Annotated in this window: 12 protein-coding genes; 8 read left to right on the forward strand and 4 right to left on the reverse strand. The window is 60.5% G+C overall.

Annotation, left to right across the window (positions count from 1 at the left end; translation table 11 throughout):
- Nucleotides 1-136 precede the first annotated feature (136 nt).
- From rsmD to ACIOZM_RS11780, 3 genes are read right to left on the reverse strand one after another with little or no spacing between them, the layout of a single operon-like run.
- On the reverse strand, nt 137-748 hold the full coding sequence (gene rsmD, locus ACIOZM_RS11770) for a 16S rRNA (guanine(966)-N(2))-methyltransferase RsmD (protein WP_401213587.1): 612 nt from the start codon (nt 746-748) through the stop codon (nt 137-139).
- Nucleotides 748-2,235: a M16 family metallopeptidase gene (locus tag ACIOZM_RS11775; protein ID WP_401213590.1), complete on the reverse strand. Its 1,488-nt coding sequence runs from the start codon at nt 2,233-2,235 to the stop codon at nt 748-750. The genes rsmD and ACIOZM_RS11775 overlap by 1 nt, the downstream gene beginning before the upstream one ends.
- A complete protein-coding gene (locus ACIOZM_RS11780) occupies nt 2,228-3,583 on the reverse strand; it encodes a M16 family metallopeptidase (protein WP_401213592.1) in 1,356 nt (451 codons plus the stop codon). Before ACIOZM_RS11780 ends, ACIOZM_RS11775 begins: the two co-directional genes overlap by 8 nt.
- A 345-nt stretch (nt 3,584-3,928) precedes the next feature.
- Between ACIOZM_RS11780 and ftsY the strand changes: the two genes are divergently transcribed.
- The 4 genes from ftsY (at nt 3,929) to rpoH (ending at nt 8,110) form a co-directional block, all read left to right on the forward strand.
- Entirely contained in the window at nt 3,929-5,449 is a 1,521-nt protein-coding gene (gene ftsY, locus ACIOZM_RS11785) for a signal recognition particle-docking protein FtsY (protein WP_401213594.1), read from the forward strand.
- Nucleotides 5,446-6,117 carry a cell division ATP-binding protein FtsE gene (gene ftsE / locus ACIOZM_RS11790; protein WP_401213597.1) on the forward strand — a complete coding sequence of 224 codons (672 nt, stop codon included), beginning with the start codon at nt 5,446-5,448 and terminating at the stop codon, nt 6,115-6,117. The genes ftsY and ftsE overlap by 4 nt, the downstream gene beginning before the upstream one ends.
- Nucleotides 6,114-7,139 carry a permease-like cell division protein FtsX gene (ftsX, locus tag ACIOZM_RS11795; protein ID WP_401213599.1) on the forward strand — a complete coding sequence of 342 codons (1,026 nt, stop codon included), beginning with the start codon at nt 6,114-6,116 and terminating at the stop codon, nt 7,137-7,139. The genes ftsE and ftsX overlap by 4 nt, the downstream gene beginning before the upstream one ends.
- A gap of 116 nt (nt 7,140-7,255) precedes the next feature.
- Nucleotides 7,256-8,110, forward strand: a complete 855-nt coding sequence (gene rpoH, locus ACIOZM_RS11800; RefSeq protein ID WP_042561557.1) for an RNA polymerase sigma factor RpoH — start codon at nt 7,256-7,258, stop codon at nt 8,108-8,110.
- A gap of 179 nt (nt 8,111-8,289) precedes the next feature.
- Here the strand turns inward: rpoH and mtgA are convergent, their stop codons facing one another.
- Entirely contained in the window at nt 8,290-9,012 is a 723-nt protein-coding gene (gene mtgA / locus ACIOZM_RS11805; protein ID WP_401213602.1) for a monofunctional biosynthetic peptidoglycan transglycosylase, read from the reverse strand.
- 74 nt (nt 9,013-9,086) lie between these two features.
- Between mtgA and ACIOZM_RS11810 the strand changes: the two genes are divergently transcribed.
- From ACIOZM_RS11810 to trmB, 4 genes are all read left to right on the forward strand, one after another.
- Entirely contained in the window at nt 9,087-9,458 is a 372-nt protein-coding gene (locus ACIOZM_RS11810; RefSeq protein ID WP_401213605.1) for a DUF423 domain-containing protein, read from the forward strand.
- A gap of 79 nt (nt 9,459-9,537) precedes the next feature.
- Complete coding sequence (gene thiS / locus ACIOZM_RS11815) at nt 9,538-9,738, forward strand: sulfur carrier protein ThiS (RefSeq protein ID WP_401213608.1); 201 nt, start codon at nt 9,538-9,540, stop codon at nt 9,736-9,738.
- A 61-nt stretch (nt 9,739-9,799) separates the two neighbouring features.
- Nucleotides 9,800-10,594 carry a thiazole synthase gene (locus ACIOZM_RS11820; protein WP_401213610.1) on the forward strand — a complete coding sequence of 265 codons (795 nt, stop codon included), beginning with the start codon at nt 9,800-9,802 and terminating at the stop codon, nt 10,592-10,594.
- 9 nt (nt 10,595-10,603) lie between these two features.
- Complete coding sequence (trmB, locus tag ACIOZM_RS11825; RefSeq protein ID WP_401213612.1) at nt 10,604-11,329, forward strand: tRNA (guanosine(46)-N7)-methyltransferase TrmB; 726 nt, start codon at nt 10,604-10,606, stop codon at nt 11,327-11,329.
- Nucleotides 11,330-11,456 lie beyond the last annotated feature (127 nt).

Genomic DNA, 11,456 nt, shown 5'->3' on the forward strand with positions numbered 1-11,456 from the left:
TCAGAGCACACACACTTTTGTGGCGAGGGAGCTTGCTCCCGCTGGACTGCGCAGCAGTCCCTGTTTTGAAAAGGGGGCCGCTTCGCGACCCAGCGGGAGCAAGCTCCCTCGCCACAGGTTTTTTCCCGGCTTTCAGTTAGCCGGTGATCTCTGCCGTACGTTGCCACAACGCGTAGTAAACGCGCCCGGATTTCTGCTCGCGGTGCAGGCGCCAGTTGCCCGGCAGGCCGAGGGTCGATGGCGCGGTCTCGCTTTCAGTGTAGACCCACGCATCGTCGGCCAGCCATTGGCGCTCTTCCAGCAGCGTGCACACTGCCGGCAGCAGGTTCTGGTTGAACGGCGGGTCGAGGAACACCAGGTCGTAGGCAGTTGCAGTCTGGGTTTCCAGATAGCGCAGGGCGTCAGCCGTCTGCACCTGACCGGTGGTGCAGCGCAGCGTGCCGAGGTGTTCTTTCAGGCTGGAGACCGCGATGTTGCTGGCGTCCAGCGCCTGACCCATGGCCGCCCCCCGGGACAGTGCTTCGAGGAACAGCGCGCCGCTGCCGGCAAACGGATCGAGCACTTTCGCGCCCTCTACGTACGGTGCGAGCCAGTTGAACAGGGTTTCCCGCACCCGGTCCGGCGTCGGGCGCAGGCCCGGCGCATCGGGGAAGCTCAGCTTGCGGCTGCCCCATTCACCTCCAATGATGCGCAGCTGATTCACGCCGTTATGGACGTTGTGGACGGGTTTCTTTGGACGAGTAGCCATTAATGCTCCGGAACCCCGAGCGGTTGCTCGGCAGGTTTATCAGATGGGGCCGGTAACGGCTTTTGCGGCACGGTCGGGCCAGCGCTGACGATGACCAGTTTGTCCGTACTCAAGTGTTTGTTCATTGCGTCTTTGACTTGCTCGACCGTGAGGCTCTGGGACTGACGCATGAAGTCGTCCAGATAGGTCAGCGGCAGATTATAGAAGCCCATCGCGCCTAGCTGGCCAACGATGTCGGCGTTGCTCGCGGTGGACAGCGGGAAGCTGCCGGCCAGTTCGCGTTTGGCGTCGTCGAGTTCTTTCTGGGTCGGGCCGGTCTTCAAGTAATCGGCGAGCACGTCCTGCACCAGTTTCAGCGTGCCTTCGCTCATTTCTGCGCGGGTCTGCAGATTGATCATGAACGGGCCGCGAGCCTGCATCGGGCTGAAACCCGAGTACACACCGTAAGTCAGGCCGCGCTTCTCACGTACTTCGCTCATCAGACGGGTGCCGAAACCACCGCCGCCAAGGATCTGGTTGCCCATCGACAGCGCAGCGTAATCCGGGTCGTCACGGTCGATGCCCAGTTGGGCGATCATCAGGTTGGTCTGCTTTGACGGAAACTCGATGTGGCCGATGCTGGCTTTCGGTTCCTGCGGCTGGGCGATTTTCGCCAGCGCCGGGCCTCTCGGCAGGGCGCCGGACACCTGATTGGCAATCGTCTCGGCTTCGCTGCGCGACAGATCACCGACCAGCGCAATCACCACGTTGCCGGCCGCGTAGGCCTTCTCATGGAATTCACGCAGTTGCGCGAGGGTGATCTTCGGAACGGTTTGCGCCGTGCCGTCGCTGGAATTCGCATACGGATGATCGCCATACAGACGCTTCATCAGTTCCAGGCTGGCGAGTTTGCCGGGGTTCTGTTTCTGGTATTCGAAACCGGCGAGCATCTGGTTCTTGATGCGGGCGAAGGAATCGGCCGGGAAAGTCGGCTTGCCAATCACTTCCGAGAACAGTTTCAGCGCCGGTTCGCGTTGCTCGGGGGCACTCAGGCTGCGCAGCGAAGCAATCGCCATGTCGCGGTAGGCGCCATTGCCGAAGTCCGCACCGAGGCTTTCAAAACCCTGGGCGATAGCGCTGACATCCTTGCCGGCCACGCCTTCGTTGAGCATGGCGTTGGTCAGCACGGCCAGACCCGGTGACTTGCCGTCCTGGCTGCTGCCGGCGGCGAAGATCAGACGCATGTCGAACATCGGCAGCTCATGGGCCTCGACGAACAGCACCTTGGTGCCTTCGGCGGTGTTCCAGGTCTGCACGTCCAGTTTGCGCGTGGCCGGGGCCTTGCCGTCGAGTTCGGCCAGCGATTGCAACTTCTGGCTGGTCTTGGCGTTGTCCAGCGCCTCACTGGCGTTGGTTTTGTCGCTCGGTACCAGATAGAACGCGGCGGAGCCGATGACGGCTACGGCGATTAGGCCGAGCAGCAGGCGTGGGGTTTTGCGCTCACTCATGAGTCGTCTCCAGTGGCAGGACGTGGGCGACGCTGAGACGTTCGCGGGTGAAGTACAGCTTGGCGGCGTCCTGGATATCTTGCGGGGTCACGCTTTCCAGATCGGCGAGTTCGGTGTCCATCAGCTTCCAGGACAGACCGACGGTCTCAAGCTGGCCGATGGCGGTGGCCTGGCTGGTGATCGAGTCACGCTCGAAAACCAGACCGGCAATCACTTGTGCACGCACGCGCGCCAGCTCTTCGGCGGTCGGCGCGGTGGTTTTCAGTTGTTCCAGCAGTTTCCACAGACCGGCCTCGGCCTGGGCCATGGTCTTTTTCTTCTGGGTATTCGGCGTGGCCGACAAGGTGAACAGGCTGTCGCCACGGGTGTAAGCGTCGTAGCTCGACGAACCGCCGGACACCAGCTCTTCGCCGCGTTCCAGTTGCGTCGGGATGCGACCGCTATAGCCGCCGTCCAACAGCGCCGAAATCAGGCGCAGGGCATTCACCGAGCGTTTGTCTTCGGCGGTGGCGATGCTCGGCACGTTGAAACCAAGCATCAGGCTAGGCAGTTGAGTCTGCACATGCAGGGTGATCAGACGTTCGCCGGGCTCGGCCAGTTCCAGCGGTTTTTTCGATGGCGGCACATCGCGCCTGGCGATTGGCCCGAAGTAACGCTGGGCGAGGGTTTTGACTTCGTCCGGGGTAACGTCACCGACCACCACCAGCGTGGCGTTGTTCGGCACATACCAGGATTGATACCAGTGACGCAGTTCCTCGACCTTCATCCGGTCCAGGTCAGCCATCCAGCCGATGGTCGGCGTGTGGTAACCGCTGGCCGGGTAAGCCATGGCCTTGAAGCGCTCGTAAGCCTTGGACATCGGTTTGTCATCGGTGCGCAGACGGCGCTCTTCCTTGATGACTTCGATTTCCTTGGCGAACTCGTCAGCCGGCAGGCGCAGAGTGGCCATGCGGTCAGCTTCCAGTTCGAAGGCTACGCCCAGACGATCGCGAGCGAGCACCTGGTAATAAGCGGTGAAGTCATCGCTGGTGAATGCGTTCTCTTCGGCGCCGAGGTCGCGCAGGATCAGCGACGCTTCGCCGGGGCCGATTTTCTCGCTGCCCTTGAACATCATGTGTTCCAGTGCGTGAGACAGACCGGTCTGGCCCGGGGTTTCGTAGCTGGAGCCGACCTTGTACCAGATCTGCGATACCACCACCGGCGCGCGATGGTCTTCGCGCACGACGACCTTCAAGCCGTTGTCGAGGGTGAATTCGTGAGTCGGTTGCGGGTCGGCGGCCAGGGCCGAAAGGGGCAGGCAGACTGTGCTGAGCAGCAGGCCAGCGGCGCGGCGGGCTAGAGCATTCATTCGTTTTTAAACCTGTTGAGCTGCCCGCTTGGTCTTAGCCTAGGCGGGCGAGGAGGTGCTAGGATACTGATCCGTTTTACTGGCGGCCACGCCTATCAGGCCATTGATCAGTCGATAGGTTGTATGGGTTTCCGGCAGAAGCTTTGAGTTTGTCAGCTAAACTCTGCGTTTTCGCCGACGATGCCGTTCCAGTCCTTCGTATTAGTCGACCTTTGAGGTGCCTTTGGCGCCTCGACAAAATGTTGCGCGTGAACAAGCTGGGTGAAACACAGTCTGTTCTGCATCGAATATTTATTTGCCGGGGCGCCCTTATGGCGCGTCGCTACCGTGAGATAGCCGTCCTCCATGTTTGGTTCCAACGACGACAAGAAGACCCCAGCTGCGGCTGGCGAGAAAAAAAGCCTGTTCGGATGGCTGCGCAAAAAGCCGCAGGAACCCGTCCTCGAACAGCCGCCTGCGATTCCTGAGCCCGCTCCGGCACCTGTAATAGAAGAAGAGCCGGCGCCGATTGTGCTGCCGATTGCCGAACCGGTGTTGCAGCCGGTGGTCGAGGCTGAGCCTGAAGCGCCTGTTGCGGCTGAACTGCCGCTGTCGCCGGCGGCCGAGCCGTGGCTGACCTTGCCGGTAGCGGAAGAGCCGGTGGCACTGGTTGAAGAGGCCGCGCCGCATATCACTCCACCGATTTCGGCACCGACGGCGTTGGCTCCGGAACCGGTTCAGGCCCCGGTGATTGAGCCGGTGGTTGAGGTTGTGGTCGAGCCAGTGCCGGTCGTTGCCGAGACAGTGGCTCCGGTGTCCGTCGAACCGGTTGCCCCGGTTGTTCAGCAGCCCGTGCCCGCGCCGGTTGTCGCAGCACCAGTCGTTGCTGCACCCGTCGTTGCAGCGGAGCCAGTCGTCGAAACCCCGGTCGAAGCGCCGCGCACCGAAGAGTCCAAGGCCGGTTTCTTCGCCCGCCTCAAGCAAGGCTTGTCGAAGACCAGCGCCAGTATCGGCGAAGGCATGGCCAGCCTGTTTCTTGGCCGCAAAATCATTGATGACGAGTTGCTTGATGACCTCGAAACCCGTCTGCTGACCGCCGACGTGGGTGTCGAGGCCACCACGCAGATCATTCAGCGCCTGACCCAGAAGGTTGCCCGCAAAGAGCTGGCCGACGCCGACGCACTGTACAAATCCCTGCAAGCCGAACTGGCCGCGATGCTCAAACCCGTTGAGCAACCGCTGAAAATCGTCTCGCAGAACAAACCGTTCGTGATTCTGGTGGTTGGCGTCAACGGCGCCGGTAAAACCACCACCATCGGCAAACTGGCGAAGAAGCTGCAACTGGAAGGCAAGAAAGTCATGCTGGCTGCCGGTGACACCTTCCGCGCCGCTGCCGTGGAGCAATTGCAGGTCTGGGGCGAGCGCAACAAGATTCCGGTGATCGCCCAGCACACTGGCGCCGATTCGGCTTCGGTGATCTTCGATGCCGTGCAGGCCGCCAAGGCCCGTGGCGTTGACGTGTTGATCGCTGACACCGCCGGTCGTCTGCACACCAAAGACAACCTGATGGAAGAACTGAAAAAGGTTCGCCGGGTGATCGGCAAGCTCGACGAAGACGCGCCGCACGAAGTGCTGCTGGTGCTCGACGCCGGCACCGGCCAGAACGCGATCAATCAGGCCAAGCAATTCAACCAGACCGTCACTTTGACCGGCCTGGCGCTGACCAAACTCGACGGCACCGCCAAGGGCGGGGTGATTTTCGCCCTGGCCAAGCAGTTCGGTCTGCCGATCCGCTACATCGGCGTCGGTGAAGGCATCGACGATTTGCGTACTTTTGAAGCAGAACCCTTTGTCCAGGCACTCTTTGCCGAGCGGGAGCGTTCATGATTCGTTTCGAACAGGTCGGTAAACGCTACCCGAACGGTCACGTCGGCTTGCATGAGCTGAGCTTTCGAGTCCGTCGTGGCGAGTTCTTGTTTGTTACCGGCCACTCCGGTGCCGGTAAATCCACGCTTTTACGGCTGTTGTTGGCGATGGAACGTCCGACCAGCGGCAAACTGCTGCTGGCCGGGCAAGACCTGAGCACCATCAGCAATGCGCAGATTCCGTACCTGCGTCGACAGATCGGCGTGGTGTTCCAGAATCACCAGTTGCTGTTCGATCGTACGGTGTTCAACAACGTCGCGCTGCCGTTGCAGATCCTCGGGTTGTCCAAGGCCGAGATCGCCAAGCGTGTGGATTCGGCGCTGGAGCGCGTGGCACTGTCGGATAAAACCGATCTGTACCCGGGCGACCTGTCCACCGGTCAACAGCAGCGCGTCGGCATCGCCCGCGCCATCGTTCACCGTCCGGCCTTGCTGCTGGCGGACGAACCGACCGGTAACCTCGACCCGCGTCTGGCGGCCGAAATCATGGGCGTGTTCGAGGATATCAACCGACTGGGCACCAGCGTACTGATCGCCAGTCACGACCTGGCGCTGATTGCGCGCATGCGCCATCGCATGCTGACGCTGCAACGCGGCCGATTGATTGGCGACGGGGAGGCCGGGGAATGAGTGCTACTCGCAGTCCTAAGGTTTCCGAGCGTGTGGCCCCGAAGGCCGCCGATCCGCAGCCACCGAAAAAGAAAAAACACGACGACGATGACGGCCCGGACTTCTCCACGCTGTTGCGTTCGTGGATTGAAAACCACCGCGCCAGCCTGATGGACAGCCTGCGTCGCCTCGGCAAGCAGCCGATTGGCAGCTTTTTCACCTGCATGGTGATGGCTGTGGCGCTGAGTTTGCCGATGGGTTTGTCGCTGTTGCTCAGTAATGTCGAGCGGCTGGGTGGTTCGTGGCAGCGTGCGGCGCAGATTTCGCTGTACCTGCAACTCGACGCCAGCCCCGAGCAGGGCGAGTCGCTGCGTGAGCAGATCAAAGGCATGCCCGGCGTAGCTGATGCTGAATATGTCGGCCGCGATCAGGCGCTTGAGGAGTTCCAGCAGCAGTCCGGATTGGGCGAAGCCCTGCGCGATCTGCCCGAGAACCCGCTGCCCGGCGTGGTGCTGGTCACCCCGAACGAAGTCGACAAGACGACGCTGGAAGCATTAAGACAAAAACTTTCCGAGCTGCCCAAGGTACAACAGGCGCAACTTGATCTAGTCTGGGTCGAGCGTCTGGCTGCCATCCTCAAGCTCGGTGACCGGTTTGTCTTCGGTCTGACGGTGCTTCTGGTTTCTGCATTACTTTTGGTGATAGGCAATACCATTCGTCTTCATATTGAAAACCGCCGCACAGAGATAGAAGTGATTAAACTCGTCGGCGGCACTGACAGCTATGTGCGTCGTCCCTTCCTTTATATGGGCGCGCTGTATGGCTTGGGTGCGGGGGTTCTGTCCTGGGGTGTGCTGGCGTTCGGCCTGGACTGGCTGAACGACGCGGTGGTTGGGCTGGCCGGTTTGTACGGCAGTGATTTTGCGCTGGCCGGAGTGCCAGTTGCCGATGGTCTGTCGCTCTTGCTTGGCGCGGTGCTGTTGGGTTATATCGGTGCATGGATTGCAGTCGCACGTCATCTCAGGGAGCTGGCGCCGAAGTAGAATCTTTTTTGCGCGTGATTGACCTTGCGGTTTTTAAGGGAACTTCCTTTTGAGTTCCCGGTCAATTTTTCGCAGTGCTGAAAGGCACGAGTAATGTAAGTGGGAGGTTTTTTCGTATGACCAATTCTTTGCAACCTGCGTACGCGTTGGTTCCAGGCGCAAACCTGGAAGCCTATGTGCACACCGTGAACAGCATTCCATTGCTGACGCCGGAGCAGGAGCGTGAACTGGCCGAGAGTCTCTACTATGAGCAGGATTTGGGGGCGGCTCGGCAGATGGTGCTCGCCCACCTGCGTTTTGTCGTACATATCGCCCGTAGCTATTCCGGCTACGGTCTGGCTCAGGCTGACCTGATCCAGGAAGGTAACGTCGGCCTGATGAAGGCTGTAAAACGTTTCAACCCGGAAATGGGCGTGCGTCTGGTGTCGTTCGCCGTGCACTGGATCAAGGCGGAAATTCACGAGTTCATCCTGCGCAACTGGCGCATTGTGAAAGTCGCGACCACCAAGGCCCAGCGCAAGCTGTTCTTCAACCTGCGCAGCCAGAAGAAACGTCTGGCGTGGCTGAACAACGAGGAAGTCCACCGTGTGGCGGAAAGCCTCGGCGTTGAACCGCGTGAAGTGCGCGAGATGGAAAGCCGCCTGACTGGTCATGACATGGCCTTCGACCCGGCTGCTGAAGCGGACGACGACAGTGCATTCCAGTCGCCGGCCAACTATCTGGAAGACCACCGGTACGACCCGGCCCGTCAACTGGAAGACGCAGACTGGAGCGACAACTCCAACAACAACCTGCACGAAGCACTGGAAGTGCTGGACGAACGCAGCCGTGACATCCTCTACCAGCGCTGGCTGGCAGAAGAGAAGGCCACGCTGCACGACCTCGCACAGAAGTACAACGTGTCGGCCGAGCGTATTCGTCAGCTCGAGAAGAGCGCGATGAACAAGCTCAAGTTGTCGATCGCCGCATAACCGGCGCCGCGACAAACAAAAACGCCCCGATCAGCGATGATCGGGGCGTTTTCATTTGGCTCAACATAAAACCCCTGTAGGAGTGAGCCTGCTCGCGATTGCGGTATGTCAGTGACGGCAATGTTGACTGTCAAACCGCAATCGCGAGCAGGCTCACTCCTACATATAGATCTTTGGGGTTATTGCGCCCAAGGCGCCCGGCGCGAATCGTTGAGACCCAGCAAATAGCTGTCCCCACCCAACTGGCTCATTTGCTGGCGAATCCATCCGGCGCGGCGCGACACATAAGCGGTCGGATGGCTGGCGCTCCACACTCGCGGATTGGGCAGTACCGCCGCCAGATAACTCGCCTGCTGCCGGGACAACGACCTGGCGCTCACGCCAAAGTGATGCCTGGCAGCGGCTTCGGCGCCAAACACCCCGTCATCCCATTCGACGCTGTTCAGGTACACCTCAAGAATCCGCTGCTTGGGCCACAACACCTCGATCAGCGCGGTAAACCACGCTTCCAGGCCTTTGCGCAGATAACTGCGGCCCGACCACAGGAACAGGTTCTTCGAGACTTGCTGGCTCAAGGTGCTGGCGCCGCGAACGGTACCGCCCAGTTCGTTGTGTGCCAGCGCCGCCTGAATTGCCCCGAAATCAAAACCCCAGTGTTCGGGGAATTTCTGGTCTTCGCCGGCAATCACCGCCACCTTCAGGTCGTCCGAGATCTCGTCCCACGGCTTCCAGGTGCGTTGCAGGTCAATCGGCTCGCCGTCGACCCAGGATTCGATCTTGCGCTCGACCATCAGTGCCGTACCCGGGGGCGGCACGAAGCGAAACAGCAGGACCAGCAACACGCTGCCGCCCGCGAACCAGAGCAGGGCTTTTGTAACGCGACGGAAAATTGAACGCAGCATAGAGATGGCTTGGCCGAACCGGTTGAGCGGGCCATTATACAGACCCCGCCGATTGAGTCTGACTGGAGTTCTTCATGCTGCGTGGCTTTCTGATGCTGGCTGCTTTCTTTGGCTTTACCGGTGTGGCGCTGGGCGCATTCGCCGCCCATGGTCTGAAAAGCCGCCTGACCCCCGAATATCTGGCGATTTTCCACACGGGCGTCACCTATCAACTGGTGCACACGCTCGCGTTGTTCGGTGTCGCGCTGCTGGCGACACAAATTCAGGGGCGACTGGTGACCTGGGCCGGTGTTTCGTTCGCCGTGGGCATTCTGCTGTTCTCCGGCAGCCTTTATGTGCTGACCACCACCGGCATCAGCAAGCTCGGCATCATTACCCCGTTTGGCGGTCTGGCATTTCTGGTCGGCTGGATATGCCTGGGCATCGCCGCCTGGCGCCTGAGCTAACCGCTTGACGCTTGGTGCTGACCTTTAGGTCATGATCGGGCTAGAATGCCACCCCCTAAAAATGATGGCGGCCTAGCGCATGCGCATTCAGTTGAACGGCGAATCCCTTGAACTGCCCGACGGTGAAACCGTTGCGGCCCTGCTGACCCGTCTGGATCTGACCGGACGCCGGGTGGCGGTTGAACTCAATCTGGATATCGTCCCGCGCAGCCTGCATGCCGATACCGCGCTCAACGACGGCGACAACGTCGAAGTGGTGCACGCCATCGGCGGCGGCTGAACAGCACAGCCTGTGCGGTCACAGAATTCTGCAAGTCCCTCACCCCAACAGAGGATTCCCCATGAGCATCGTTCGTAGCGACAAGCCTTTCGTTCTGGCCGGTCGTACTTACCAGTCGCGTTTGCTGGTTGGTACCGGCAAGTACCGTGACATGGAAGAAACCCGCGCAGCCATCGAAGCCTCGGGTGCCGAAATCGTTACCTTCGCCGTACGCCGCACCAACCTCGGCCAGATCGAGGGCGAGCCGAACCTGCTCGACGTGCTGTCGCCGGATCGCTACACCTTCCTGCCGAACACCGCCGGTTGCTACGACGCCATCGAAGCCGTGCGCACCTGCCGCCTGGCCCGTGAGCTGCTCGATGGCCACAATCTGGTGAAGCTGGAAGTGCTGGCCGATCAGAAAACCTTGTTCCCCAACGTGATCGAAACCCTCAAGGCCGCCGAAACGCTGGTCAAAGAAGGCTTCGACGTGATGGTTTACACCAGCGATGACCCGATCATCGCCCGTCAGTTGGCGGAAATCGGCTGCATCGCGGTGATGCCGCTGGCCGGTCTGATCGGTTCAGGCTTGGGTATCTGCAATCCGTACAACCTGCAGATTATCCTCGAAGAAGCGAAAATCCCGGTGCTGGTGGATGCCGGTGTCGGTACTGCCTCCGACGCCACCATCTCCATGGAACTGGGCTGTGATGCGGTGCTGATGAACTCGGCCATCGCCCACGCCGGTTCGCCGATCATGATGGCTGAAGCCATGAAACACGCCATCGTTGCAGGCCGTCTGGCCTACCTCGCCGGCCGTATGCCGAAAAAACTCTATGCCAGCGCCTCTTCGCCGCTGGATGGTCTGATCAAGTAAGAGCCATTGATGACTGAATCGAACGACACGCCAATCCAGACGGAAGAAGGCGACGAGCGCCAACACCGCCGCATCAAGAGCTTCGTGATGCGCGCCGGGCGCATGACCGAAGGCCAGCAGAAAGGTCTGGATCAAGGCACGCCGCTGTTCGTGCTGCCATTGGCCGACGCGCCGGTTGATTACGACCAGGTGTTCGGCCGCTCCGCACCGCGCTCGCTGGAAATCGGTTTCGGCATGGGCCATTCGCTGCTGGAAATGGCGGCGGCTGCACCGGATCAGGATTTCATTGGCGTTGAAGTTCACCGTCCGGGTGTCGGTGCGCTGCTCAACGGCGTGCTGACGCAGGGCCTGACCAACCTGCGGGTCTACGATTGCGACGCGATTGAAGTGCTCAACCGCTGCATCGCCGACAACAGCCTCGATCGTCTGATGCTGTTTTTCCCGGACCCGTGGCACAAGAGCCGTCACCACAAGCGTCGTATCGTTCAGGCGTCGTTCGCTGAACTGGTGCGCAGCAAGTTGAAGGTTGGCGGCATTCTGCACATGGCCACCGACTGGGAACCGTATGCCGAATACATGCTGGAAGTGATGAACGTCGCCCCGGGCTATCGCAACCTTGCCGAAGACGGCAAATGCGTCCCGCGTCCGACCGAACGCCCGATCACCAAGTTCGAACGCCGTGGCGAACGTCTTGGGCATGGCGTGTGGGACCTGAAGTTCGAAAAACAGTCCTGAGCATCACGCAATCCAATGTAGGAGCTGCGGGGGGGGGGGGGGTGTTTTTTTTTTTTTTTTTTTTAAAAAAATAAAAATAAGTCCGGTGGGGGGGGGCGGGTCGGGTGTGTGGGGGGGGGTTTGGTGG

This window comes from Pseudomonas sp. NPDC087346 (assembly GCF_044744235.1).
Taxonomy (GTDB): Bacteria; Pseudomonadota; Gammaproteobacteria; order Pseudomonadales; family Pseudomonadaceae; genus Aquipseudomonas.